The organism is Paenibacillus sp. MMO-58 (genome assembly GCF_037146255.1).
Lineage (GTDB): Bacteria > Bacillota > Bacilli > Paenibacillales > Paenibacillaceae > Pristimantibacillus.
The window spans coordinates 54,821-81,035 of the sequence record NZ_JBBCVY010000015.1; the positions used below are offsets into that span (position 1 = coordinate 54,821).

General features: G+C 52.8%; 25 protein-coding genes. 15 read left to right on the top strand and 10 right to left on the bottom strand.

The features are described 5' to 3' along the window. Positions 1 to 336: 336 nt before the first annotated feature. Positions 337 to 1,554, bottom strand: coding sequence for an MFS transporter (locus tag WFJ73_RS29250; protein ID WP_336776424.1), 1,218 nt, complete (start codon positions 1,552 to 1,554; stop codon positions 337 to 339). A gap of 115 nt (positions 1,555 to 1,669) precedes the next feature. On the opposite strand from WFJ73_RS29250, the gene WFJ73_RS29255 reads away from it, so the two are divergent. The 4 genes from WFJ73_RS29255 to WFJ73_RS29270 all read left to right on the top strand — a co-directional run bounded on the left by WFJ73_RS29255 (position 1,670) and on the right by WFJ73_RS29270 (position 3,919). Then, complete coding sequence (locus tag WFJ73_RS29255) at positions 1,670 to 2,470, top strand: AraC family transcriptional regulator (protein ID WP_336776425.1); 801 nt, start codon at positions 1,670 to 1,672, stop codon at positions 2,468 to 2,470. Between the two features lie 122 nt (positions 2,471 to 2,592). Continuing rightward, positions 2,593 to 2,958 (top strand): MerR family transcriptional regulator, encoded by a 366-nt coding sequence (locus WFJ73_RS29260; protein WP_336776426.1) that lies wholly within the window; start codon positions 2,593 to 2,595, stop codon positions 2,956 to 2,958. A 2-nt stretch (positions 2,959 to 2,960) separates the two neighbouring features. After that, positions 2,961 to 3,278, top strand: a complete 318-nt coding sequence (locus WFJ73_RS29265) for a thioredoxin family protein (protein ID WP_336776427.1) — start codon at positions 2,961 to 2,963, stop codon at positions 3,276 to 3,278. Positions 3,279 to 3,397: 119 nt separating this feature from the next. Further along, positions 3,398 to 3,919 carry an ankyrin repeat domain-containing protein gene (locus WFJ73_RS29270; RefSeq protein WP_336776428.1) on the top strand — a complete coding sequence of 174 codons (522 nt, stop codon included), beginning with the start codon at positions 3,398 to 3,400 and terminating at the stop codon, positions 3,917 to 3,919. Positions 3,920 to 4,210: 291 nt separating this feature from the next. Here WFJ73_RS29270 and WFJ73_RS29275 read toward each other — a convergent pair whose 3' ends face one another. The 4 genes from WFJ73_RS29275 to WFJ73_RS29290 all read right to left on the bottom strand — a co-directional run bounded on the left by WFJ73_RS29275 (position 4,211) and on the right by WFJ73_RS29290 (position 10,321). After that, on the bottom strand, positions 4,211 to 5,773 hold the full coding sequence (locus WFJ73_RS29275) for an ABC transporter substrate-binding protein (RefSeq protein ID WP_336776429.1): 1,563 nt from the start codon (positions 5,771 to 5,773) through the stop codon (positions 4,211 to 4,213). Positions 5,774 to 5,923: 150 nt separating this feature from the next. Then, a complete protein-coding gene (locus WFJ73_RS29280) occupies positions 5,924 to 6,802 on the bottom strand; it encodes a carbohydrate ABC transporter permease (RefSeq protein ID WP_336776430.1) in 879 nt (292 codons plus the stop codon). Positions 6,803 to 6,822: 20 nt separating this feature from the next. Next, complete coding sequence (locus WFJ73_RS29285) at positions 6,823 to 7,815, bottom strand: ABC transporter permease (protein WP_336776431.1); 993 nt, start codon at positions 7,813 to 7,815, stop codon at positions 6,823 to 6,825. 178 nt (positions 7,816 to 7,993) lie between these two features. Continuing rightward, on the bottom strand, positions 7,994 to 10,321 hold the full coding sequence (locus WFJ73_RS29290; RefSeq protein ID WP_336776432.1) for a helix-turn-helix domain-containing protein: 2,328 nt from the start codon (positions 10,319 to 10,321) through the stop codon (positions 7,994 to 7,996). A 171-nt stretch (positions 10,322 to 10,492) separates the two neighbouring features. On the opposite strand from WFJ73_RS29290, the gene WFJ73_RS29295 reads away from it, so the two are divergent. Next, a complete protein-coding gene (locus WFJ73_RS29295; protein WP_336776433.1) occupies positions 10,493 to 12,430 on the top strand; it encodes a right-handed parallel beta-helix repeat-containing protein in 1,938 nt (645 codons plus the stop codon). Positions 12,431 to 12,611: 181 nt separating this feature from the next. Here the strand turns inward: WFJ73_RS29295 and WFJ73_RS29300 are convergent, their stop codons facing one another. From WFJ73_RS29300 to WFJ73_RS29310, 3 genes are read right to left on the bottom strand one after another with little or no spacing between them, the layout of a single operon-like run. Then, positions 12,612 to 13,178 carry an NAD(P)H-dependent oxidoreductase gene (locus tag WFJ73_RS29300; protein WP_336776434.1) on the bottom strand — a complete coding sequence of 189 codons (567 nt, stop codon included), beginning with the start codon at positions 13,176 to 13,178 and terminating at the stop codon, positions 12,612 to 12,614. Positions 13,179 to 13,218: 40 nt separating this feature from the next. Continuing rightward, the gene (locus tag WFJ73_RS29305) at positions 13,219 to 15,006 is read right to left on the bottom strand and encodes a DHA2 family efflux MFS transporter permease subunit (protein WP_336776435.1); all 1,788 of its coding nucleotides are present in this window, start codon (positions 15,004 to 15,006) and stop codon (positions 13,219 to 13,221) included. 3 nt (positions 15,007 to 15,009) lie between these two features. Next, the gene (locus WFJ73_RS29310; RefSeq protein WP_336776436.1) at positions 15,010 to 15,450 is read right to left on the bottom strand and encodes a MarR family winged helix-turn-helix transcriptional regulator; all 441 of its coding nucleotides are present in this window, start codon (positions 15,448 to 15,450) and stop codon (positions 15,010 to 15,012) included. A gap of 468 nt (positions 15,451 to 15,918) precedes the next feature. Between WFJ73_RS29310 and WFJ73_RS29315 the strand changes: the two genes are divergently transcribed. Beyond that, on the top strand, positions 15,919 to 17,202 hold the full coding sequence (locus tag WFJ73_RS29315; protein ID WP_336776437.1) for a histidine--tRNA ligase: 1,284 nt from the start codon (positions 15,919 to 15,921) through the stop codon (positions 17,200 to 17,202). Positions 17,203 to 17,270: 68 nt separating this feature from the next. Here WFJ73_RS29315 and WFJ73_RS29320 read toward each other — a convergent pair whose 3' ends face one another. Further along, on the bottom strand, positions 17,271 to 18,089 hold the full coding sequence (locus WFJ73_RS29320) for a methyltransferase domain-containing protein (RefSeq protein WP_336776438.1): 819 nt from the start codon (positions 18,087 to 18,089) through the stop codon (positions 17,271 to 17,273). 173 nt (positions 18,090 to 18,262) lie between these two features. Here WFJ73_RS29320 and WFJ73_RS29325 point away from each other — a divergent pair, with 173 nt between their 5' ends. From WFJ73_RS29325 to bshB2, 3 genes are all read left to right on the top strand, one after another. After that, positions 18,263 to 18,820: a GNAT family N-acetyltransferase gene (locus WFJ73_RS29325; RefSeq protein WP_336776439.1), complete on the top strand. Its 558-nt coding sequence runs from the start codon at positions 18,263 to 18,265 to the stop codon at positions 18,818 to 18,820. Positions 18,821 to 18,904: 84 nt separating this feature from the next. Beyond that, positions 18,905 to 19,249: a YojF family protein gene (locus WFJ73_RS29330; RefSeq protein WP_116394239.1), complete on the top strand. Its 345-nt coding sequence runs from the start codon at positions 18,905 to 18,907 to the stop codon at positions 19,247 to 19,249. A 300-nt stretch (positions 19,250 to 19,549) separates the two neighbouring features. Then, positions 19,550 to 20,212, top strand: a complete 663-nt coding sequence (bshB2, locus tag WFJ73_RS29335; protein WP_336776440.1) for a bacillithiol biosynthesis deacetylase BshB2 — start codon at positions 19,550 to 19,552, stop codon at positions 20,210 to 20,212. Positions 20,213 to 20,273: 61 nt separating this feature from the next. On the opposite strand, the gene WFJ73_RS29340 is transcribed toward bshB2, so the two are convergent. After that, positions 20,274 to 20,882 (bottom strand): transglutaminase-like domain-containing protein, encoded by a 609-nt coding sequence (locus WFJ73_RS29340; protein ID WP_336776441.1) that lies wholly within the window; start codon positions 20,880 to 20,882, stop codon positions 20,274 to 20,276. Positions 20,883 to 21,014: 132 nt separating this feature from the next. Here WFJ73_RS29340 and WFJ73_RS29345 point away from each other — a divergent pair, with 132 nt between their 5' ends. From WFJ73_RS29345 to WFJ73_RS29370, 6 genes are all read left to right on the top strand, one after another. After that, positions 21,015 to 21,359, top strand: a complete 345-nt coding sequence (locus WFJ73_RS29345) for a DUF1801 domain-containing protein (protein WP_336776442.1) — start codon at positions 21,015 to 21,017, stop codon at positions 21,357 to 21,359. A gap of 174 nt (positions 21,360 to 21,533) precedes the next feature. Continuing rightward, on the top strand, positions 21,534 to 22,637 hold the full coding sequence (locus tag WFJ73_RS29350; RefSeq protein WP_336776443.1) for an amidohydrolase/deacetylase family metallohydrolase: 1,104 nt from the start codon (positions 21,534 to 21,536) through the stop codon (positions 22,635 to 22,637). Continuing rightward, positions 22,615 to 23,727, top strand: a complete 1,113-nt coding sequence (locus WFJ73_RS29355; protein ID WP_336776444.1) for a DgaE family pyridoxal phosphate-dependent ammonia lyase — start codon at positions 22,615 to 22,617, stop codon at positions 23,725 to 23,727. Before WFJ73_RS29350 ends, WFJ73_RS29355 begins: the two co-directional genes overlap by 23 nt. Then, complete coding sequence (gene dagF / locus WFJ73_RS29360) at positions 23,720 to 24,478, top strand: 2-dehydro-3-deoxy-phosphogluconate aldolase (protein ID WP_336776445.1); 759 nt, start codon at positions 23,720 to 23,722, stop codon at positions 24,476 to 24,478. The genes WFJ73_RS29355 and dagF overlap by 8 nt, the downstream gene beginning before the upstream one ends. Then, the gene (locus WFJ73_RS29365; RefSeq protein WP_336776446.1) at positions 24,468 to 25,487 is read left to right on the top strand and encodes a sugar kinase; all 1,020 of its coding nucleotides are present in this window, start codon (positions 24,468 to 24,470) and stop codon (positions 25,485 to 25,487) included. The genes dagF and WFJ73_RS29365 overlap by 11 nt, the downstream gene beginning before the upstream one ends. A gap of 11 nt (positions 25,488 to 25,498) precedes the next feature. Beyond that, positions 25,499 to 26,212, top strand: a complete 714-nt coding sequence (locus tag WFJ73_RS29370) for a GntR family transcriptional regulator (protein WP_336776447.1) — start codon at positions 25,499 to 25,501, stop codon at positions 26,210 to 26,212. Positions 26,213 to 26,215 lie beyond the last annotated feature (3 nt).

Below are 26,215 nucleotides of genomic sequence, written 5' to 3' on the forward strand. Positions count from 1 at the left end.
TGAGGGACCTTAAGACGGGGAGTGGCACACTCATTTTTGTGCTTAAGGCCCCTAAGGGGCATTAACGATCGTGTTTTGAATGAGTGAATAGAATAGTGCGAATAAAACCCTGGCAGGGTCTTATTGTGCTCAAGTAGAGTGAATAAGCAGCAAATAAGACCCCGACAGGGTCTTATTTTGTTATGTAATGCATGGATGTGGCGTTTTTAGTGTGCAAAGGTAAGGGGTAAGACCCTGCTGGGGTCTTATCGCATTCGAGCAGAGGTAGCGTCAATAAACGAAATAAGACCCTCGCAGGGTCTTATTCGTAAGAGCTATCAACTTTTCGTAATTCGCCTACGCTTTCCCCATCAGCTTCGAGTCCCTTGGCAGCAGGAATGCGCAAATTCCAAGCAGGGGGAGGAAGGAGCACAGCTCAATCGTAAAAGCGACGTCCTTCACATCGGTCAGCCAGCCGAGCAGAACGGAGCCCAGTCCGCCCATGCCGAATGCGAGCCCGAAGAACAAGCCGGATACGGTGCCGATATGCCTTGGCATCAGCTCCTGCGCGTAGACGATGATAACGGAGAAGCCGGACATCAGAATCAGGCCAATCGCGCAGCACAAGACAAGGGCAACTGCCGGGCTTGCGTAAGGGAGCAGCAGCGAGAATGGCGCTGTTCCGGCGATGGAGATCCATATCATTGTCTTGCGGCCAAACTTGTCGGCAAGCGGTCCGCCAAGCAGCGTGCCCACCATGCCCGCGAATTGCAGCGCGAACAAGCAAATTTGCGCGCGCGAGAACGACAACCCGTAATGATCGATGAAATAGAACGAATAATAACCGGTCATGCCCGCTATATACACAAACTTGGAGAACAGCAGGATAATGAGGAGCGCCATCGTGCCGGCCACGAACATCGTGGAATGGGGCGATTGCTGATTCAGCATTCGGTTAGCCGCTTTTTTAATTGATGCGGCAGCTGCTAATTGACCGGCATACCAGCGGCTGATGATCTGTTGAATCACGATGCCGGCGACGGCAAAAATCGTAAACCACAGGAAGCCTCTTTGGCCATGCGGCATTAACAGAAAAGCAACCAGCAGCGGCGCCAGTGCCTGGCCGGTATTGCCGCCTACCTGGAATACCGATTGCGCCATCCCTTTCCCGCCGGAGGCAGCCATCCGGGCTACCCTGGAGGATTCCGGGTGCAGGACGGACGAGCCCACCCCGATAAGAGCGGAAGAGACAAGCAGCATCCAGAAGCTGTCCGCGTAAGCGAAGCCAACTACGCCGGCCAGCGAGAAGACCATGCCAAGCGGCAGCAGGAACGGCATTGGCCTGCGGTCGGAGACGTATCCGATAAACGGCTGGAGCAGGGATGCGGTAATGTTGAGCATAAAGGCTACCCAGCCGATTTTGGTGAAGCTCAGATGCATCTCGGATTGGAACAGCGGGAAAGCGGAAGGCACGGCGGTCTGCATCGCGTCATTCAGCAGATGGGCGAAGCTGACGCCAAACAGCATCCAGATCGCCGGGTTGCGCTGCGCCTGTAAAGCAGCGGTCGTATTCATGGAACGGTTCCCCCTTTTCATTTGTTTCAGTATAGCGGGGGAAGCGGGAAACGGTCGTTGCGAAAAGTGCTGCAAATAGAGCAACTTTTGCTATAATGGTGGCAGGTGAAGAGACATGGAGATGAAAGTAGAAACCAACTGGATCGAGCTGTGGCAAGGAAGCCATGGCTTCAAGAATGTTCCCCACAAGCATGAGGACTGGATGCAGGTTACGCTTCCGATCAAAGGCACGGTGCATTTTACGCAGGAAGAGCGGAGCTATGGCCTGAAGCAAGGCAACGGGCTGCTCCAGCCGCCGGGGACCGAGCATCATTTTTATGTGGGCGAGCAATCATCCGTAATCATTATAAAAGTCCGCGAACGCGGAGTCGGCGGGATGGATTCCCTTCAACCGCATTTTATGGCTGGAGCGGGGCAGGACATCCGGCAGGAATTTCATACCGGAGACATGTTGGGCCGGTTCCGCCAATGGATGATAGCGCTGATGGAAGGGCAGGCCTTGGCCGATCCGATTGCGGTGCAGGAGGTGGAGCAGGATGTGGTCGCCTATTTGGGCGGCATGCTTAAGCTTGGCCAGAAAGAGCTGCTGCCGCCGGGCATTAACGATCCGCATATTAGGCGGGCTTTGACCTATCTCCATGACTGCTACGATCATACGATTAATATCGAGGAGCTTGCCGGAATCGCGCTTCAAAGCCGGTATCATTTTATCCGTTCCTTCCGCGAAGCAACCGGTACAACGCCGTATCAATATTTACTGAGGTTGCGCATTACGGAGGCTATGAACAGGCTGCGCCGCTCGGACGCTACGATCGGACAGATCAGCGTGGAGCTCGGCTTCTCGAGCACCAGCCAATTTCACCGCGCTTTCCTTAAAATGACCGGCGTTACTCCCCAGGCATACCGCCAGCAATAATAGAAGCTTGACCCTTCCGACCGAGGAAGGGTTTTTGTCTACTTTAGCCGTTTCACCTTGACCCTTACATTAATGTGAGGGTATATAATCGATTCGAATCGACGATTCAGGAGGCGTTAAGGATGAAAATCGGAGAGCTTGCGACGCGTACGGGAGTTAGTCTGCGGTCGCTTCGTTACTATGAGGAGCAGGGATTGCTTACTCCCATCCGGCTGGAGAACGGGTACCGGGAATATTCGCCGCTTGCCGAGGAGCAGGTGCGGACGATTCAGCTGTATCTCCAGCTTGGCTTATCGACGGAGCAAATCGCCGGTTTCCTGCACTGCGTCTTGAAGAATAAAGAGGCGTTCTGCAAGGAGGTGCTGCCGATATACCGCGAGAAGCTGGGGGAGATCGAGACGCAGATTCAGCTCCTGAGCAGCATTAAACGCAATCTGGAGGAACGCATTCAGTCGATTCTGGAAGAGCAGAAGGAAACGGAGGAATGAAGATGAGCGTTAGAAAAATAGACGGAGAGTCTTTCCATCAGGCTGTTCGCTCAAATGGAGCAACTTTAGTCGAATTCGGGGCCGCATGGTGCCCGCCGTGCAAGGTGCTGCTGCCGATCCTCGATGAGCTTCAGCAGGAGGAAGGCGAGCGTGTTTCCATCCTTCAAGTGGACTGCGACGAGTCGCCGGAGATTGCTTCGGAGTACGGCGTGATGTCGATGCCAACCGTCATCGTCTTCCATAACGGCGAGCCGGTCGACAAATATATCGGGCTCCGTCCGAAGGACGTCTACCAGCAAGCAATTGCCCGGTATGCGTAAGGTGAAAGGGACAAAGCCGGTCACGTATGTGGCCGGTTTTTTTAATAAACGGCAGGAATTGGAAGGCCCTTGGGAGAAGATCAAATAGGCTCATTATCTTCCAAATGGAGGTTATACAAATGGAGTTACAGTCTTACATAAATGATTTGTTCCAGGCGGCTCAGAACGGCGATGCCGCTAAAGCGAAGGCGCTTATTGAGGCTCATCCGCAGCTGGCCAATACCGAGAATCAGGACGGCCTTACGCCGCTTGGTTATGCCTCGCATTTTGGCAACGCGGAGGTTGTGCGGGTATTGCTGGAGCTAGGCGCAGACGTGAATGCCGTCTCTCACTCCAGCATTTCGTTTATTCCTTCGAATACGGCTCTGCATGCGGCGATTGCCGGGGAACGGAGCCTAGAAGTCATTAAGCTGCTGCTCGCAAAAGGAGCAGACACAACGATCCTGGACAGCAACGGACATACCTGCCTGCATTCCGCGGCTTTCCATGACGACAACCTGGAGATGATCCGCCTGATAATGGAGCATGGAGCGAATGTAAATGCCTCGGCGGATGGCGGGGATACGCCCTTGTCGCTGGCTGTTCAACAGGGACACGAGAACGTGGCGAGCCTTCTTCGGGAATATGGCGCGTCAGCTTAGCATAATGTGAGAACCAACTGTAAAAATACATGTACTTCGCGGCATTCCAGCTTAAGCGGGCGATTCTACTGCGAGAATACAGTTAAATGGCATGATCGGGTGCTTCACACCCTAATTTCGGGCAACTAACCTGTACTTTTGCAGCAGGATGGCATCGTTAGTCGGGCTCGATAGAAATGTAACTGCACTTTTGCAACTAAAAGAGAATCACAGCACAGCGCAAAACAGGATTCGACAGCCCGCTTGACCCGAAAAGCAGTCCCCCGGCTTCGCCGAGGGACTGCTTTTCGCTTATTTCAAGCCTTTTTGCGTAAGGAAGGCATCCCACTGCTTCTGCACTTCCGCGTCTACCTTCTCTGCGCCGGATGCCTTCAGCTTCGAGATATATTCCGGCAGCACTTTGTTTGGATCAACGGCGCCGGTTTCCAGCGCGGTTTCGTATTCGTTCTTCACCGCGTTGATGTTCGCAACCTCCGCTTTGAAATTCTCCTCGTTCACCGTAAAACCGCTGCTTGCCAGAACGACGGCGTTGTCGTTCAGCTCGATGGTCTTCTGCCATGTATCGGCCGCCATCCCCGGCTTCAGATAAGCGTTAAACTGGTTGCCGAATACCCAGTCGCCGTTCGGCGCGTAACCGGAGCCTTCGATTGGCTCGATGTACTGGTCATCGACTTTTTTGTAATGCTTGCCTTCAATCCCGTTGCAAATGAGGTTATACAAGTATTTATCCGTATTCAGCAGGTTGATGAGCATAAGGGCGCGTTCCGGATTTTTCGAGTTTTTGTTGATGACGTGCATCGCGCTTGCGATACCCGTGAAATAGCTGTCAGAGATCGGAACATAGACGACATCGTTGCCGCCGTTGATCGCTTTTTCGCCAATCTCGCCGCCCGGCTTCGAAGTGAACTCGATCGATACCGCAACGCTGCCTTTTGCCTTCAGATCGTTAATGTTCTGGAGGACGGGAGCATCCTGGTTGATATAGCCTTTCTCATACCATTCATGCAGCTTCTGGAAGTAAGGAAGACGGTCGTTTGCCGTATTCAGGAACGTTGACAGCGTGTAGGACGTATCGTCTTTTTTATAGTAAACAGGGGAACCGTCCGTGCCGGCAACCGCTCTGTCGATATACATGCCTCTGGAGTTTTGCGCTAGACCAAGCGGCACAACGTCAGGTTCGTTTTCCTTCAAGGTTTGGAGGAACGGCTCGATATCGCTGTAGGTATGAATGCTGGAGACGTCTAGGTTGTATTTGTCGATAAAACGTTTCTGGATAATCAAGCTCTTCTGCTTCGCCGCCACTTGATAGATCGGGAAGCCGTAGACCTTGCCGTCTGCGGCAAGCATATCCGGCCAGAATTTATCCGGAATATTCGCGCGTGCCTCGGGAGCATACTTGGCAATCATATCATCCGTAATCTCATGATAAGCGCCGCGGTCGATATAAGGCTGATAGTTACCGAGCCAGCCCTTGGAGCTCCAGGCAATGTCGAAGTTCTCGTTCGCCGCGAGCATGGCGTTCAGCTTAGGCTCGTATTCGTCGAAGGTGAGCGGCTTCAGCTCGACGGTGGCGTTGATCTTTTCCTTCAAGTATTTGTTGATCTCGTCGTTCACGAGCTTTTGGTCCGGACCGGGATCGGCCGCAACCGGATAAAGGAACGTAAGCTTAACAGGGTCCAGAGCCGGCTCCGTTGACTCGGCAGGCGTATCGCTGGCCGCGGTTGACGGTTCCGCTGAAGGTGTTGGAGTTGCATTGTTATTGCCATTATTGTTGCTGGAACAGGCCGCGAGAATGCCACACAATAAGATGACGGACAGCAGCGTTGCGAACAATCTTTTTTTGTTGTTGTTCACCGTAAACCCTCCAATTATCGTTCCTGTTTTATTATTACTACACGTCGTGAAGCAGACCTGCTTAAGCCGCGCAAAAGAGTGCGGATCACCTCCTAAAAAGAATTGACACACGCTTTTTGTGGCAACTCTTGCTTCGAAAGCATGGGCGCATCAACCCTTCAAAGAACCAACCGTTAACCCTTTGACGAAATACTTCTGGAAAAAGGGGAAGATCACCAGCATCGGCCCGCTGGCTACGATAGCCATCGCCATCCGGACGGTCAGCGTCGGGAACTGAGCGAATTTGAGCTTATCGGCTACCTCGGCCATCGGAGAGTTTGCCAGAAACTCCGCTTGCGATAAGATCCGGACGAGCAGCAGCTGAAGCGGTACGTATTTGTCGTTGTCGATGAAGAGCAGGGCGTTAAACCATTCATTCCAATACCCGAAAGCGATGAACAAGCCAAGCGTCGCCAAGGCGGGCGTGGAGAGCGGCAAAATGATGATGAAGAAGATCCGGTACTCCTTTGCCCCGTCTACCTTCGCGGATTCGATGATTTCTCTCGAGATCTTGTCGAGGAAGCCTTTCATAATCATGATGTTGAACGGGCTCATCACGGCGGGAATGATCAGGGCGGCCAACGTGTTTTTTAGATGCAGATATTGCGTCATCAGGATATAGAACGGAATAAGTCCGCCGTTGAACAGCATCGTGAAGAAGACGTAGAACGTGAGCGGCCGCTGATAGCGGAAGTCGCTGCGCGAAATCGGATAAGCCATCAAGGCGGTCATGAAGAGCGACAGCACGGTGCCGATGACGGTGATCGCAATCGTCACTCCGTACCCTCTAAGCAAAGGTTCGGGTTTCTCGAACACAATCCGGTAGGCCTCGAGGCTCCATTCCTTGGGCAGGAATTGATAGCCGAACTCGTGCAGGCTGTTCTCGGAGCTGAACGAAATGGAGATGACGAGAACAAAAGGCATGGCAATAAGCAGACAAACGATAAGGAAATACAGGTTAATGACGATATCGGCGAATTTGATTTTCATGGGCTGGCAGGCCTCCTCGGTCAGAAAAGCGCATTGTCTTTGTCAATGCGGCGGACGATCAGGTTAGCGGTTACGACGGTCACAAGCCCAACGACGGATTGCAGGAATCCGACTGCAGCGGCGGAGTTAATATCTCCCAGCTTCGTTAAGGCGCGGTAGACGTAGGTATCGATAATGTCCGTTGTAGGGAAGTTAGGTCCGACGTTATTCGGAACAAAGTAATGAAGCCCGAAATCTCCTCTGAAAATATTGCCGAGTCCTAAAATAAACAAAATGATAACAAGCGGCTTCAGAAGCGGCAGCGTAATCCGGGTCATCATCTGCACGCGGGAAGCTCCGTCCAGCCGGGCCGCTTCATAATAGTCGGTGCTGATTCCCGTGATACCGGCGAAGTAAACAAGCGTCGAGAAGCCGACTCCTTTCCATAGGGCAACAAGCGGAAGAATAAAGATCCAAGGCGTTGTCTCGAGGTACCAGTTATGACCCTTCTGGCCGAAGAACTCAAGAATCGTGTTCAAGTACCCGTTCTGGAAATCGAGAAAAGCGTTGCCGATATAGCCGACCAGCACCATGGAGATGAAATAAGGAAGGAATAAGGTCGTCTGGTACACCTTGATCAGCTTGCTGGTCAGCTCGTTAAGCAGAAGCGCCATCAGCAGCGAGACCGCCATCGTGAGAAGAATGTACGTAAAGTTGTAGAGCAGCGTATTGCGGATAATGCGAAAGGCATCCTGCGCTTTAAACAGAAATTCGAAGTTGTCGAAGCCGACCCATTTGCTGCCGAATATGCCTTGGTCATACCGGAAGTATTTGAAGGCCAGGATCAGCCCGACCATAGGCAAATAGGCAATGACCAGTTTGAATAAGACGCCCGGGAGGGCAAGCAGGATCAGCTCGCGGTTACGCCGGATATGCCAGAGCTCTTTGGCGAGCCAGCTTTTGCGTTTAACGGGAACGGGGGCTGCTGACTGCTCATGGCTGCTTGGTAGACCGGCAGGCGGGATGTTAGGCAAGTGCATCTCCTCCAATCTTTGATGAGTCCAGCATGCCATGACCCGAATCCGGCGGAATAGAGTTCAATGTTTGAATAACTGTAGAAGCGGGCTGTACTTATTGCGAATTACTGTTTTATACAGCCTGCGGCATGAGAAAACCGCCTGTTTCCCTGGAAGGAGGCAGGCGGTTTAAAGGTTAGGAAATTGATTTTTTGATGCGGAATTCCTTGGGGGTCGTGCCGAACTTGCTTTTGAATAAGCGGAAAAAATAGCTCTGGTTGCCGTAGCCGACCTTCTCCATAATCTCGGTGATGGTGCTGTCCTCCTTGAGTAGCAGCTCCTGTGCCCGGCGCAGACGGACGTCGTTGAGATATTCCGTAATGGTCATTCCACAGCTGTCTTTGAATAGCTTACCGACGTAAGCGGAGCTTAACTTGACGGTGGAAGCGATGGACTGCTGGCTCAAGTTGTAGTCGCTGTATTTTTGCCAGATCAATTCCTTCACGGTCTCGATAATCATCTCGTTGCGCTCCATGCTGGAAGGCTTCGCCTCCTCGCATATCGCGGTGCAGAGGGACAGGAAAGCAAGATGAAGCTCATCCAGCGTGTAGTAATCCTGCGGCAGGAGCGGGATGCGTTCGATATCGACGGACAACTGTGTAATGCGGTTGCTCGTAATTTCGGCTGCCGCGTTTTTGATCATCCAGGCCATATCGGCGATCGCTCTTCTCATATCCTCCAGCTGCAGCGCGGCCAGCAAGGCGAAAGCCCGTTCCAGCTCGCTGCCGGCTTCGGTCAGCTTGCCTTTCTTGATCGCTTCGGACAGCTTTTTCTCCACGTCGTCCGGCAGAGACTTTTGCTTGTTCTCGAGATTTGTACGTATATTCTGCCCCTCTATTATCGCTTTGTAGCCCATCAGAATACTGTACTGACTAAGCTGATAGGACTGATAATAGCTTGCGGACAGCTGGGTCAGCTGGGTAACGGCCTCGCCGATTCCGCAGGTCAAAGATAGGTTGTAATAACGCTCCAGAATCTGCTGGACATCGGCGATAGCGGGTTTGACGGCTACCGGATCAAGCGGCTCCTCCTTGCCGGACAGCAGGATGGTGAAATGATCCTCCTGCATATCGATCATCTCGCAGCGGAAAGTCCGCGACAGTACTTCCTTCGTAATATTCGTAACCGCAAAGCTGTGCAGCTTTTTCATGGCGGATGATGTCCTTCGGTCATACTCGTCGTACCGGTCGAACCGGAGCGTGCAATTCATATACGGGCCGCTTGGCGCTAGCTGCAGCTCGTGCTTCCTGATGAGCTGCCTCATATCCAGCTCCGAAAGGCTTCGGTTATCGGTCAAAAACTTGCGTATATAGTATTTGCGCACGATCTGCTCCGAGCTGATCTCCTGCAGCTGTCCGGAGAGCTGCTCGTAGAGATCGCCCATGGCATCCAATTCATTGCGCTTGCCCGAATCCGGAGCGGTATTCCTCATATGCGGGAGAATCCGTTTCAGCATGGCTTCGATTGGACCGTACAGCTTGTAGCTCAGCCATACGGAGATTGCGACGGAGAGCAGGATAAAAGCGCCGGTCAGCGCGAAATTACGGGTCCGCATATCAGAGACGGCCTTCATGATTTCCTTGTAAGGCTGCATGTACAGAATCGTCCAGTCGCCGATGCCGTGCAGGTACGTGATCATTACCTTTTGCCCGCCGGAATTGCCGATAACAAAGCCGGAATCGTTCGCCGCTCCGCTTTCCCCTTTAGGAGCCTGTATCAGCTTGCCTATGCTTGCTTGATCGAGAGGCAGGGTCTGCCCGGAATGACCGCTGTCGAACAGCTGCCCGCCGGAGGTTCGGATCATAATCTCGCCGCTGCTCCCGCTGCTTATGCCGTTCAGCTTGCTTAAGCTGTCAAATACCCAGTCGGGTTTGATGAACAAAATAATAGCGGATTGGCTTGGGCTAAACGGACCATACGTATCCGTGACGATAAACGCAAAGGCATCAATCTGGTTGGAATGCTGGAAGCTGAACGGGATGAGCCGGGATGCCGGCAAAGTGCCCTCCGAGGAATGGAGCAGCCAATCGAGGATGCTGCTTTTTGTCGTGCCGCCATCCACGAGAAAGTCGCTGGACGAGCCGTACAGCTCCCGGGTTGATGCGTTATAGACGGCCATCGAATGCAGGAACGAGGAGCTTTCCAGCATGTTGTACATTTGCTGATAGCCGCGGATATAGTCCATTTTGGGCAGGTTGTTGCTGAACATCAGCGGAATCAAGGCGTTATCGCGAAAAGCGAAGGTAGACAGGTGCACGATAATTTCGTTCATATAAGAGAGATTGTATTGGGTCTGGGTCAGCACCTTGAGGTTGGCGTCCTCCTGGACATGCTTGACGGATCGCTCGAGCAGGTACGTATTGGCTGCGGACAGTCCGGTAAGGATTAACGCCATCGTCAGCATGATGGAAAACAACACGCGCTTGAAATATTTTTTCGAGGTAAAGTAGCCGTACGCTTTCATGAGTATCCGCCCCTTATCCGCCATGTAGTCTCTCTATGTATAGTTGTAAACGCTGCCAAACCGATGCGCAAGGGTTATTTTGGCCGGAATCACCTAAGAAAGCAGTGAACCGCATATCGTACGCTTTTTAGCATTTTGTGCAGTTTACAGTATAGCGGGAGCTATGGCAGTGTGGGAGAAGGAACCTATACGCTAGATGAACCTCTCCGCTTCGGACCCGGTGATGCGGATGGGGAACGCTGTCCGGTTATATACCGAAATGCGGAGGGGCAGACAGCGGAGTTGATCGGCGGGAAGGTCCTGTCCGAATGGAAGGATGTAGGGAATGGAGTATGGATCACGCAGGTGCCGAAGGGCGTACGGTTTCATACCCTGTATGCCGATGGCAGACGTATTTCGAAGGCAAGAATGCCTGCCTCCGGTTATTACCGCTCGCTCCCGCTCGAAGAAGACGGACGAGCCGGCATCGGCTATAAAGAAAGGGAGTTCCCCGATATTCCGTATAACGATGCGGATGGCTTGCAGATTTATGTATGGCCGGGAGGCGGTGAAGCGAATTGGTTCGCTGAGACCATTCCGGTGGCCGGCATGAAAGAGGGCAGGATTTTGTTTAAACGGCCTAGCTGCTGGGGTATCGGAGAGGGTTCCCGCTATTATTTGCAGGGCTCGCTTGCTTTTCTGCGGGAGCCAGGCCAGTTCCATTTGGATGAAGCGGCGGGCGTGCTGCATTACCGGCCGCGAAGCGGATCGCCGCTGAAGGAGCGGGTGGTTGCTCCGGCTACCGGCCGGATTCTGCATATCCAAGGGGATAGCGATGCGGAGCGGGTGTCCGGGCTTACATTCTCCGGGCTCACGTTTACCTGCACGGACTTTGCGGAGGACTTTCGGATGATGCGGGAAGAACCCGGCATGGATAACGCGGAGCCTGATGAGAACCGGAATGGCATCATATACATGCGGGATGCCCAAGGAATCGAGATTTCGGACTGCGTTATTCAAAATTCCGGAACATGCGGGGTCTATCTCGACCGCAGCGTTGAAAGCGTGCGGCTGCTTCGCAACCGGATCGAGCGGATGGGCCATACCGGCATTTATGCTTCCGGCTATGCGCCGGGAGAAGGGGCTTTTCGGGATAGTTTGGCCGCTTACCGGAATAAAGGACATCTTATAGCTGACAATATCATCACGGATGGCGGCGAGCTTGTTGGGCATGGCAGCGGCATTGTGCTGTATCAGAGCGGAGATAACGAAATTGCCCATAACCGGATAGCCAATATGCCCCGTTACGCGATATCGATGAAAGGTCTTCGCTGCCAGCGGATGCCGGAGGAGCTTTGGGGAGTGCCCGTAACCTGGGATAATCATGCTTCGTTTTTGTTCACCCGCAGCAATGTCATTCGCCATAACGACCTGTCCAATGTCATGACCGACAGCCAGGACGGAGGCATCATTGAATCTTGGGGAATCGGCCGGGGCAATGTGATTCATGGCAACCGCCTTCATCATAGCGGCATCCATTTTTCCTTCGGATTCGGAATTTATCTGGACGATGCTTCAAGCGATGTGGAAGTGACCCATAATCTCATTGATCATTTGTACCAGACGGGAGAAGGCAAGCTGTGGATGGCTATTTTCTCGAAAGGAATCGGTAACCGGATTATCAACAACTTAATCGCAAATAACGAATCGGAATGCGCCTTTGGCACGCAGGAAATGGTTGGCGAGAGCAATAGGGATATTGTTATCCGATCAAATATCGTATCGAACTCCGGTTATATGTATGCCCATGTGAATTGGAGCGATGAGCGGCTGGCCTCGGCTGACTGCAATTTATACTGGCGAAGCGGCGAGCCTCCGCTTGTGACAAGCGAGGAGTTGCCGTTTCCGGCCATTGGCGGGAGCAAGGTCTGGGGCAAGCTGTATGCTTGGGAATCCTGGCGCTCGCTTGCGGATGGGAAGCTTGATGCGCAGACGATTCTGGCACCTGCCGGTTTTGTAGACGAAGCAGCGGGAGATTATCGCTTGCTGCCGACATCTCCGGCCTACCGGCTTGGCTGGCGGGATATCGATTTCTCAAGGTTTGGTCCGACCAGCGGTACGAAACTCTAACTTCTATTATCTCCAATTGCCCATTCAATATGTCGGATGGCGCTGAGCAAGTTAAGAAAACGCCCGGGCGGAAAATCAAGTCGATTCAATAAAAGCGCGACCCCTTAAAGGGCCGCGCTTTTCATAAGTCCAGTTCTAATGCCTCGCAAGCAAGCTCGTTAAGCGCGCTTGCGTTGCTAACTTAAACCGTCGTCCCCGGCGTTTTCTTGCCCGCCGCAAAAGTACCCGCCGCATGAGCCACGCGTGTTCCAAGAGCTTCGCCTAGCGCCAGCCCTTTCGAGAAGAGCGATTGGCTCAGCGGGTCGTGGGTATCCTCAACGGGCGATGTGACGCCTACCCCGTAATAACTGCCGTACAGCGCATTTGCGGGAATATTGGCCGGCAAGCCGACGATGATCATCCCTTGGTGCAGCATCGGCGTAATCAAGTTAAGTAAGGTGGCTTCTATCCCGCCATGGATGGTTGCAGTCGTGCAGAAAACGGCGCCGACTTTATCAACCAGCGTTCCGTTGGCCCATAAATAGCCGAGTTTGTCGATCCACTCTTTCATGCCGGAACTGATCGTGCCGAAGTGCCCGGGACAGCCCCAGATAATGGCATCCATCTGAGCGAGGTCTTTGACGCTCGCCTGTTTGACGTGATTGATGAAGACCTCTGCTCCTTCCACGCTTTCGGCACCTTTGGCAATGGAGCGGGCAAGTTGTTCCGTGTGGCCTGCTTCGCTATCGTAAACAATATAAATTTTCATCGTTTAATCTCCTCTCTTGGCTCTAAAAAAACGCGATTTCTCATTCGCTTTCTTTTTGCGGTTTGTTGAGCTTCTTGAGCGACTCCCGGTATGCCTTATCGTTCATCTCTTCCTGACGGTCTTCCTGGTCCTGTGCGGGATTCCCTTTCAACCGAAGAATCGCCTTCCGGTATTCCTGATCGTTAAAGTGTTCGTTGTTCTTGTCCTTCGGCGGTTCAGGCGTAAGGAATCCGCGTATGGCGTTGCGGAATTCGCCGTCTGCGCTTTGCCGGTTCGTGCGATTTTCGTTGTTAGCCAATTCCGCGGCAGGCGCCGCTTCCTTCTCCGCCTTATCCGGTATCTGCACCGCCTCCGCCGCTTTGTCCGGCACCTGCACCGCATCCTCTGCAGGACTTACCTTACGGATGAAGAAGGCGAGCACGAGCGCGGCAATCGTAAGCCATGTCGCAACGACGAACGATTGGTTGATGCCGTAAATCGTCGATTGTATGGTGATTTCGCCCATTTTAGCTTTGTCGGACGGATTGATGCTGCCGGCGATGATCAGCTCCTTCGCATGCGACGCGGCTTTGTTAGTCATGATGGTGACAAGTATCGCGGTGCCAAGGGCGCCGGAGACGTTCCGGAGCGTTTGGGACATGGCAGAGCCGTGCGCATTCAGGCGGCGCGGCAGCTGGTTGAGACCTGCTGTCTGGATAGGCATCATCAGCATGGACATGCCGAACATCCGCAGCGTATAGAAGAGCATCATGTGATTGTACGACGAATCGATTTTTAAATGACTGAATTCGTACGTCGTAACGGCAGTAATGGCAAGGCCGAGGACGGCCAGCCAACGTGCGCCGATTTTGTCGAACACCATGCCAGTGATCGGCGACATGATACCCATCAGGATGGCGCCCGGGAGAAGCAGCAATCCTGACTCCAGAGGCGTAAAGCCGCGGATATTCTGCAGGAAGATCGGCAATAGAATCATGCCGGAGAACATAGCCATTGTAATAATGGCGTTAATCAACGTGGTAAGCGAGAACATCGGATACTTGAAGACGCGCATCTCAAGCAACGGAGCCTTCATCATTATCGAACGGACGATGAACAGAATGAGCGAAATCGCGCCGACGGCTAGGCAAACGATGACTTCGGTGGAATTCCAGCCTTCCGTCCCCGCTTCGCTGAAACCGTACAACAGGCCGCCGAAGCCAAGCGTGGATAGCACGACGCTCAGAATGTCCAGATTCGGCCGGGATGTCTTGATGACGTCCTTCATCGAGAAGGCGCCGAATACAACGGCGAGAATCGCGAGCGGTAATACGATATAGAACAGTACATGCCAATCGTAGTGCTCGACGACCCAGCCGGAGAGCGTTGGTCCGACGGCCGGTGCGAAAATCATCGCAACGCCCATTAGTCCCATCGCTTTGCCGCGCTCTTCGACGGGGAAGATAGTCAGGGTGACGATCGTCATCAGCGGCATCAGAATGCCGGCGCCGCATGCCTGTACGAGACGGCCGGCTAACAAAGAGCTGAAGTCGCCCGACAGGGCACATACGATCGTACCGATCGCGAATAAGGACGACGCGACCAGAAATAACTTACGGGTCGTAAACCGATTGATCAGATAAGCGCTGATTGGGACGAGCACGCCGTTCACCAGCATGTAGCCGTTGGACAGCCATTGGATCGTGCTTTCGCCGACGTCAAGATCTGCCATCATTTTCGGCAACGCGACGTTAAGCACGGTTTGGCTCAGCAGAGCCACGAACGCAGCGATGAGCAAGGATGCCATTATCGGTCCTTTGCGCAATTTATTGGACACAACAGTTGTCATGGCTTAAGCTTCCTCCTTGGATAGTTTTAATAAACGCAATACTTCTTTCTGGAGCCGGCTTAGTTCGCGGTGATCATGTTCGGTCATCGACAGCAGGGGACGCATCATGTTCATGCGCGTCGCATCCGTCTCGCGCCAGAGCTCCTTGCCTCTCTCCGTCAGCTTCATCGTCATCGCCCTGCGATCCGCTTCCGTTCGTTCGCGCTCCAAGATGCCTGCCTTTACCATCCGGTCCACGATGCCGCTCATCGTGCTGTTGCCCACATTCAGCTTCTCGGCGAGCTCGGACATGCGGATTTCGGGGGTTTCGTGCAGTATGCGAAGCACCAAAAGCTGAAGAGCGGTCAAGTTATGCTTGCTCGCCGCCTTGGACATGATCTGGAAAAAGACTTGATTGATTTCGCGATAAGCTTGAAAAATGCCAACAATTCGCTGTTCTTCCACTGCAACTTTCCTCCATAAATAGTTTGCATGCGAATTATTATGAACTAAAGTAATCTTGTATGTCAATCAGACTTCAGGCCGTTAGTTTCCGCAAAGGTCCTGCTGCTTATCCCGTAACCGAGGGTTTGGTACTTCTTTCCCAATCTTGTGAATACGGCGAAATGAGGGCGGTTCCGGGAAAGAATACCTTCTTACCTTCGCGAAGGATAACCGGCGATTGCATCTTCGAATCAGCCCTGCTATAATCAACGATTATTAATCGAGTTTGAATGAAGGAGTTACGCATATGTGGACATTCGCGCTTAATCAACTTCATTATCATTACAAACAGCGTTAGCACTCCTGATAAAAAATTCAGGGAGGGCTAACGCCATTCGCGTTGGCCTCCCTGCGGCATACGTAACGCGCAGGACCAAGAGGTCCTGCGCGTTTTTTGTTTTTACCCAAAATAAAGGAGAGTGCGGAGTTATGCAAAACGTAAAGGGAACCTACGATTTTTTCGGGAAGGAACAAGCCGTCCGCCAGAAGGTAAGAAGCGTGCTGCAGGAGGTTTTCGAGTTGTACGACTTTGAGAGCATGGAGTCTACCGTACTTCACGAACTGGATTTATTGACCTCCAAATATGCGGGTGGCGACGAGATTTTGAAGGAGATGTACCGGTTCACGGATCAAGGCGGAAGGAAGCTGGGGCTGCGATACGATTTGACCATCCCTTTCGCAAAGGTAATGGCTTTGAATCCCGGAATCAAGCTTCCGTACAGACGGTACGAGATCGGGAAGGTTTTTCGCGATGGTCCGGTCAAGCGCGGCCGACTGCGGGAGTTTCTGCAATGCGATGTGGATATGGTAGGCGTTGAGGGGCCGGAAGCAGAAGCGGAGCTGATGCTGATTGCGGTTGAGGTGTTTAAAAGGCTCGATATCCCGGTCACGCTGCGCTGGAATAACCGAGGGTTTCTAAGCGAAATATTGGATGCAGTTGGCGTACCTGCGGAAGAAAGCATGTCCGTGATGCTTACGCTCGACAAAGTTGAGAAGATAGGCAGCGACGCTGTTCTAGAGGAATTGAGGGAGAAAGGAATTTCCGGACCCGCTGTTGATAAGATAGCAGAGCTAATCGTCATGAGTGAGCCGTCTTTCGATCTTCTGGCGGATCGTTATGACCTAGAAGAATCGCAAGGAGCTGCCGAGGTCCGTGCTCTTCAGGCGCTAATCGATAAGCTGAAGCTTTCGGATATTTGCCGTTTTGATCCTTTTTTATCGCGGGGATTGTCTTTCTATACGGGAACCGTCTATGAGATTTATGATGCCAGCGGCTTATACGCATCCAGTGTCGGAAGCGGCGGAAGGTACGACGCGATTATCGGCAAGCTGATCGGGAGCGAGGATATGACTTACCCGGCTGTAGGCTTGTCTTTTGGCATGGAGTCCATCATGGAAATGATCCGGGAGCGGGCAATCCCTGCACCAACTCCAAAAGTTGTTGTCTTATCGATTGGCGATACAATCGGTGATGCCTTAATGGCTGCTGCCGTCTTGCGCTCGGGTGGTATTCAGACCGGGATGGAGCCGGCGGGCAGAAAGCTGAAAAAGGCGCTAGCCTCGCTTGAAAGCAGAGCGATCCGTTATGCGCTGCTTATTGGCGAGGAAGAGGCCCGAACCGGCAAAGTGCGGTTGAAAGACATGAAGGCCAGGGAAGAGTACGTGGTTCCGCTTGATGAAGCTTTATATTTATTAGAAAAGAACGAAGCGTAATGGGCGCATACCATACTATTAACTGGACAAAATCCCGCCCGGACCGGTGCGGGATTTGTGGTTAACCGTCACACTTTCTGCGCCATAACCGTACTCATCGCATGCTGATGAGGGATGCCGCTGGAGTTGCAGTCGAACACGATCTCGGCGCTGTCTTTAATCAGCCAGTCACGATAATGGGAGAGCAGCTCGCCCGAATGCCATTTGTAGGCATGAGGTTCATCTTCCGGCGGCGGGGCGATAAACGGTTTATGCACGAACACGTTCAGGACATGGATTCCGCCAGGGTTAGTGAACTGCTTGTAATTCGCAAAGATCTCCTGGCGGAACTCCGGCTTGATGTAATGAAGCACGCCGCTGGAATAGATAATGTCGTAAGGCGTGTCGAGGCGGAAATCCAGCACATCCGCTTTAACCGCGTTAACCTGGATGCCCGCGTGTTCGGCCAGCCGCCTTGTTTTCTCAATGCCGGCATCCGAAACGTCAATTCCCGTTACCTCATAACCGTTCCGGGCGAAAAATACCGCGTCTCTGCCTTCCCCGCAGCCAATATCCAGAAGCTTCAGCCGTCTGCTCGGCGGCATAACCTTCAGCACCTCGTATACGCCGCTGTTAGGCTCCGTTCCCCAATAATAATTTTCCGTCTTGTATTCTTCTTCATAAATCGTAATCGGCTTATCCTGCGAGACATAACCAAGCAGCTTGTCGACGCTGACTTCAAGCGTGCGGCATAACTCCGGCAGTAGCGAGAGGTCCGGCATTGTCACAGCGTTCTCCCATTTGGATACCGCCTGAAACGAAATGCCTAGCCTGGTCGCCAGCTCTTCTTGCGTAAATCCTCTTTCCTTCCGGTAAATCGCGATGTTTCGCGCCAGTTTCTCCTTCACGTTTTGCTCACGCTCCTTTTGATACTCTTCATTTTATTGAAGTTGCTTCAGCCGGACAATAACGCGGAGATTGAACTTTCGCCGGACTCAACCTGCGGTTGAGATTTGTAGAAGTTTGGCCAAAGAGAGTATACTGGAGGTATCTTGGGCTATTAGCAGGAGGGCAGTCATCCATGTTTACGCAATCAGAACCAATCGGGATTATTCAGAATCATATAAAAGTATTCCAGGCGACGGAAGGGGATAATACGCCAGCCGTGTTGGGACTGCTGGTGCAGACGGCGGAATGGCTGAAGAGCAGAGGCTCTACGCAGTGGAGCGGATTGCTGCAGGGCGAAGACTCCCATCGTACGCCGGAAGCGATCAAACGCGGCGAAGTGTATATTTTCGTACAGGACGATACGCTTATGGGGATGGTTATGCTCATGCAGCAGGCGAGCCCTTGGGATCGCGAGCTGTGGGGCGAGGAAGGCCATGAGAGCTCGGTCTATCTGCATCGTCTTAATATTAATCGCGCAGCCGCGGGGACTAATCTCGGCGAGGCTATCGTTCATTGGTCAAGCTCGGGCATTCATTTCCCGGGTAAAGACCGGATCAGGCTGGACTGCATCGCCAATAATCCGAAGCTGAACGACTTCTACCGCAGCGCTTGCGGCTATGAATTCAAAGGTACCGCATCCAATCCGATCGGCGATTTTAACCTGTATGAAAAAAAGGTATCGGAGCAGTAATCTTATTCTTGCTATTCCGATAAACTTACTATACAATCTTCTCAATTCATTATTCATTTTATGGTTAAAGGAGAATCCAAGATGATGCAACCGATCCATCCGGCCGAGGTTCAACGACGACTGGAGAGCTTGAAAGATCAAGATGTCTATGTTCATCTTGAGATGACGACAGGAGCATACGCGGCTCATAACGATGCTTCCAAGCATCCGGCCGCTACATTTATATCGAATGCCGTTATTCAATATTCGCATGGTTTGATATCCGGGAACGGTCCTTTCCGTGTCGGACTCAAAATGCAGCAGGGCTGGGTCTATTCGGAAGGCTTGACCCATTATGAAGAGAGCGAAGCCGAACGGCTTATCCTTGCCGGCCATGACCAGCAGGGCAAGCTGGTTGTCGCTTTGCAGCTCAGCCGGGAGCCTTTTTAAGTTACCAGATGCTTACGAAGTAGCTTTCTTGACAAAGCAAGCAACGCTTGCGAAGTAACGTCAAGAAAGCTTAGCCCACGCTTACGAAGCAGCTTTCTTGACAAAGCAAGCAATGCTTAGGAAGTAACGTCAAGAAAGCTTAGCCCACGCTTACGAAGTAGCTTTCTTGACAAAGCAAGCAATGCTTGCGAAGTAAGGTCAAGAAAGCTTAGCCCACGCTTACGAAGTAGCTTTCTTGACAAAGCAAGCAATGCTTGCGAAGTAAGGTCAAGAAAGCTTTTAGAAAGGAGAGTAAAATACATGGAACGTATATTAGTTGTTCTACCGCATCCGGACGATGAAGCATTTACGATGTCGGGCACGCTATCGCAGTTGATCGATCAAGGAGCGCAGGTTACTTACGCCTGCCTGACCCTTGGGGAGATGGCACGTAACATGGGCTTTCCGCCGTTCGCAAGCCGGATAACGCTGCCGCAGATCCGCCGGGGCGAGCTTGAAGAGTCCTGCGCGGCGATTGGAATCCAGGATCTGAGAATGCTTGGCTTCCATGACAAAACGATTGAGTTCGAGGACAAAGTGTTCCTTGATGAACATATTCATGCTCTTATCGAAGAAGTGAAGCCTGACGTTATCTTCACGTTTTATCCGGGCTACAGCGTTCACCCGGACCATGACGCGACCGGGGAAGCCGTTGTCCGGACGGTGGGAAGACTGCCGGAGGAGGATCGTCCGCCTGTTTATTGCGTAGCGTTCTCCAGAAATCACGAGCAGTTTATCGGCAAGCCGGATATCTCGTTTGACGTGCGGGATTATACGAGGAACAAGATGGCTTCCATTCGGGCTCACCGCTCCCAATTCAACAGCTCCGAAATCTTCGGGAACAAGCAGCATACCGACAAAGAGGTTCAGGAACGCTTAGGCACGGAAAGGTTCTGGACCTATAAGTTTGAAAGCTGGAAATAAGCGCATTAAGGTAAAAACCCCTTCACGCATACGGTGAAGGGGTTCTTTTTTATCCCAAGCGTTATAGCTCAGCCGGGAGACCGTGCAGATACATGACTTTGCAATCGTTATGCTGACGCAAAACCTGGATGGTGCTTGGATGAGGCTCGGAATAAATGATCGGATAATCGACCTCGTCATATTCCTTCCGGATTGGAAAGGCCAGCCGTTCTTGGTCTAAAGAGAATTGAGCATCGATCCCCGGCTTGTTACCGCGCGCATCTAATCTGATCCACCGCTCCGCAGCAGGCAGATAGACGGCGTTCAGAGCATGGATGACATAACCGGTATCAGGCGTATCCCCAAGCGTCAGGCGCTGATAGCAATATCCCGCGGGTATCCCCTGACTGCGCAGAATGGCGCATAGCAGGTTCGACTTCGCGTAACAGATGCCTTCTTTATGGGCGAGGACATCGGAAGCGCTGCAAGTGATGCGGGAGCTTTGGATATCCCAGGAATGGGAGATTTGATCCCGGACGTATTCGAAAGCAAGCCGGATAAACGCGGTCTCGTCGGGCGCCTGCTGACGCAGCTCTGCCCCAAGTGACTGCACAGCGGGATGATGATAATCCGCAATATCGGAATCGGCGAGATAGTCGGTCAATGACGTGGAGTTGCAGAGGAACGGCAAGCTGGCAGCCTCCTTTAAACTTTTTATATAATTATGCAATAATATGAATTTATATTCAATCTGCGTATTTCCTATAATTTGGGCAAAATGGTATAGTTGTTGATAGAATCATTGCATAAGGGAGAGGATTGTATGAAGCAGGCAGAGGTTACGTCGTTTATCGAAGCGCTGGTACAGACATGGCAGGTTGAACTCGCTAACGGCCTTCGCGACATGGTTCATGAGACCTTGCCGGGCGTGGAGGAACGGATCCAGTACAAGAGGCCCCATTTTTTGAAAAATGGCAAATACGCCGCGGTTATCTCGACAGCGAAGGATGCCGTAAGCTTTGTTATTTTTAACGCAGGGGAAGTCGATTTCCCTGAAGGGCAATTCGAAGGCCCGCCGGAACGAAAAACAATCAAATTCAAAGCAGGGCAAGCGGCTGATTACGATTTGCTTGCCAATCTGTTGAAGCAGGCATCGGAGTCGTTGTAATCCGGAAGAAGAGAGCTAGCAAGTTAGTGGAAGGGATTTCTCATTAACTTGCGGGCTCTTTTTTTATACTAAGCGTCAGCCAAACATTATAATGTTTGTTGACCGCTTCCTCTAATCAATGTAATCTAACATTATAACGTTATATACATGTCTGTTGCAGAAAAAGGTGGCGGAATGGAATTGATATGGCGGAACGTAAAGCTGTTGGATCGTTTAGAGAGGATCGACATTGTGATGGATGCGGATGGCCGGATTGCGAAGCTGGCGGATGCATGCACGGCAACGGGCGGCAATGTAATGGATTGTACCGGAATGTACGCCTCCAGCGGGTGGATTGATTTGCATGTACATGCGGTTGCCGGGCTTGCGCCGTATGGCGATGAGATCGATGAGATTGGCGTGAGGCAAGGCGTGACCACGATTGTTGACGCGGGAAGCTGCGGCGCGGACCGGATTGATGAGCTTGCAGCAAGCCGGGCGAAGGCAAAGACGAGGGTACTGGCGTTGTTGAACGTATCCCGGCTTGGACTGCAGCGGATCGATGAGCTCTCGGAGCTTCATTGGATTAATCGGGAAGAGGCGTTACAAGCTATAGCTCGTCATCCGTCGTTTATCGTGGGATTAAAGGCGAGGATGAGCGGGAGCGTTGTTGGCAAAAGTGGGCTTGAGCCCTTGCGGCTGGCGAGAGTCTTGGCCGAGGAAAGCGGGCTGCCGCTTATGGTCCATATCGGCTCAAGACCGCCCGGGGTGGAGGAGATCCTTCCTTTGCTTCGGGAGCGTGATGTAGTTACCCATTATTTGAACGGCAAGCCGGATAATCGATTGTTTAATCATAATGGGGAGCCGTTGCCGGTACTTAAAGAAGCGCTGGACAGAGGGGTCCGGCTGGATGTCGGGCATGGGACGGCAAGCTTTTCGTTCGAAGTGGCGGAGATGGCAAAGCGTTCGGGAATATCCTTCGATACGATCAGCACGGATATTTACCGGGGCAATCGGCTGAACGGCCCGGTGCATAGCCTGTCTCAGGTGGTGACGAAGTTTCTGCTGCTCGGTTATTCGTTGGAAGAGATTATCGCGGCGGTGACGGTCCGTCCTGCGGAGTGGCTGGGCAGACCGGAGCTTGGACGCATGAAGGTGGGCGAGCCCGCGAACCTGACTTTATTCGAGGTGGCGGACAGCCCGTCGGAGCTTCTGGATTCCGAAGGCGAGAAAAGAACGGCAGGGCAAACGATTCAGGCGAGGGGAGTATATACGAATGGACAGTACTTTGCATGCTAGATACGGTTTGAAAAGAGTTATTAACGCCAGCGGCCGGATGAGTATTCTAGGCGTCTCCGCGCCAACCGATTCGGTAATGGAGGCGATGAAGCGTGGCGGACAAAGCTATGTGGAAATTGCGGATTTAGTCGACAAAGCTGGCGATTATATTGCGGGGATCATCGGCTCCGAGGCGGCTGTCATCGTAAACTCCGCTTCAAGCGGCATTGCCTTGTCGGTTGCGGGAATCGTGACGAAGGGCAGCAGGCGATTGACGGAAAAGCTTCATCAAGAGCCAATCCAGCAGAACGAAATTATTATTCTCAAAGGCCATAACGTGCAATATGGAGTGCCGGTTGAAACGATGGTTTTCTTGGGCGGCGGCAGGCTGGTCGAGGCTGGCTATGCGAACGAAGGAAAAGCCGAGCATATAGAAGAGGCTATTAATGAACGCACGGCAGCCATCCTGTATGTGAAGTCCCATCATGCCGTGCAGAAGAACATGATCAGTGTCGAGGAAGCCTGGGAAGTGGCGCAGCGCCGGGGCGTGCCGATGATCGTGGACGCGGCGGCGGAAGAGGATTTAAGGAAATACGTCCAATTTTCCGACCTTGCCATTTACAGCGGCTCGAAGGCTATAGAAGGGCCAACCTCCGGCATTGTAGGCGGCAAGCGGACCTATATCGAGTGGGTGAAAATGCAGCTTCACGGCATCGGACGAAGCATGAAGGTCGGCAAGGAAACATCCTTTGGCCTGCTTCAGGCACTGGACGAATACCGCGATAAGCCGGATAACAGCGAGCGGGAGAAGGCAGCATTGAACAAGCTCCTTCCGCTTTCCGAGCTTCCCGGAATAAAGGTAACGATTGTGCAGGATGAAGCGGGACGACCGATATTCCGTGCGCGAATTCAAATCGATCCAGCCCTGTCCGGTACAACGGCGAAGGGCGTCAACGATGGGCTGCGAGAAGGCAACATTGCGATTTATACCCGGGATTACGGCGTAAAACAGGGCTATTTCGATATCGATCCCCGTCCGTTAACGGGCGACGATATGGATGTCATCGAAGCACGTATACGAGAATTGGCAGGAGGCCGCGACCATGTCTAATATGACGAAACGATTGTACAAAGGACGCGCCGCGCTTAATGTGCTTGCGGGCAGCATCGGTAATGCGAAGGATGTATTCGAGGCGGCGGAAGGGTACGTGCTTGTTGGCGTTTTGTCCAAAAACTACCCGACAGCGGAGGCGGCGGTTGAGGCGATGCGGGAGTACGGTCTTGCGATCGACGATGCCGTTTCGATTGGACTTGGATCTGGAGATAACCGGCAGGCGGCCGTTGTTGCGGAGATTGCTAAGCAATACGGAGGTACGCATATTAACCAGGTGTTCCCTTCCGTAGGAGCGACGCGCGCTAATCTCGGAGAGAAAGACAGCTGGATTAACAGCTTGGTGTCCCCAACCGATCAGGTTGGTTACGTCAATCTGTCAACGGGACCGGCCAGCGCGGCGGCGCAGGAGAAGGCTATCGTGCCGGCGAAGGCGGCGATTGCGCTTGTCCGCGATATGGGCGGCAATGCGCTGAAATATTTTCCGATGAACGGGCTGGCCTGCGAAGATGAGCTTCGTGCGGTTGCCAAGGCATGTGCCGAGGAAGGCTTTGCGCTTGAACCGACAGGCGGCATTGATAAAGAGAACTTCGAGGCTATTCTGCGAATAACGCTGGAAGCGGGCGTGCCGCAGGTTATTCCGCATGTGTATTCCTCGATTATGGACAAAGCAACAGGGGCAACTAGAGTGGAGGATGTGCAAGAGCTGCTGATCACGATGAAAAAGCTGGTCGACCGCTATGGCGGCTAAGCGGATCGCGGCTTTTGGCGAAGTGATGATGCGGCTGCAGACGCCGGGCTTCCAGCTGCTCACGCAGGCGGACAGCTTGTCTTATTCGTTCTCGGGAACGGGCGTTAACGTGATGTCGGCACTCTCGCGGTTTGGTTATTCGGCGTCCCTCATCACGCGGCTGCCGGATAATCCGCTGGGGGAAGCGGCAATCGGAAGCTTGCGCAGGCTTGGAGTGGCAACGGAGCTTATAGAGCGCGGCGGACGATATATCGGCATGTATTTTCTCGAAAATGGCTTCGGCTCCCGTCCTAGCCGCGTCACTTACACGAACCGGCAGGAAAGCAGCTTTAACACGGCTCCTTCGGATGCTTACGATTATGATCGGGTTGCCGCCGAACTGGACGTTCTTCATCTGTGCGGTATTGCGCTGGCAATGAATGACGGTGTCCGGCTTCATATGCGTAAGCTGACCGAAGCGGTGAAGCAGCGGGGCGGAAAGGTCGTGTTTGATTGTAACTACCGCCCTTCTTTATGGGGCGATGGCGGCTACGACGCGGCGAAGCCTCATTACGAGCGGATGCTGCAGCTGGCGGATGCGGTCATGATGAATGAGCGCGATGCGATCCATATTTTGGGGATGCAGGCGGAGGCAGCGGAGCGCGAGGGACAGCTCGTCGAGCTGATTCCTGCTGTGGCGGACCGCTATGGCATTTCCGTTATCGCAGGTACGCACCGTACCGTTAATGCCGATAATACGCATTCGCTGCGAGGTTTTCTTTTCAAAGAGCAGACCTTTTCTTTTTCGCAGGAGCGGTCGTTTTTGGTGTATGATCGGATTGGAGCCGGCGATGCTTATACGAGCGGGATCCTTCACGGGGTCTTGCAAGGGTTCGCGCCTGAGAAGACGGTAAGCTTCGCGGCGGCCGCAGCCCTATTGGCGCATACAACGGCCGGAGATACGCCAATGTCGTCCGAACGGGATATTTTACGGGCGATGGCAGAGAAGGCGGCCGATGTGGAAAGGTAGGTAGAAAGGCAATGAAGCTGGTACGAAACAACAGCCCTTTATATATACAAGTGATGAATATTATAAAAGACCGGATTTTGCACGGGGTGTACCCGGTGGATGCGAATATTCCACCCGAGCCGCTGCTGGAGCAGGAGTTCCAGGTCAGCAAAATAACGGTGCGCAATGCGATCAAGGCGCTGGTGCAGGAAGGGTACCTGGAGACGAGCAGCGGCAAAGGCACGAGAGTTATTCGCAATACCTCCTCCTCCAAGCTGTCTAAGCTGAAGCGGTTCACGGAGGTTCTGGTCGAAGAGGGACATCAGATCGGCAAGCAGCTGCTTAGCGCGGGGCTTTCGGATAACGAAGAAGGAACGGAGCCGTATCGTCTGTTCGGGCCGCAGGCTTTGAAGATCGACCGGTTGTATCTGCTGAACGGGAAGCCCTATATTCATTACACGCATTATTTGCCGGCGAAGCTGCACGGCAGCGCGGACGTTCTGCGGATCCAATCGCTATACGACTGGCTGGAGGAGCAGGGCTTTGTGCCCGAGCATTACCGGGATGAGTTTGCCGTATCGCCAGCCCCTGGCGCGGTTCAGGAAGCGCTCGGGATAGCTGTGGGACAAGCTATCGTACTGAAGCGTTCCAGGTTTGCGTATGGCGCCGATGACGATTTGATTGAGTACAGCGTTGGCTTTTATAATACGGATATGCATCCTTATGTCGTTAATTATGATGTGTAAGGA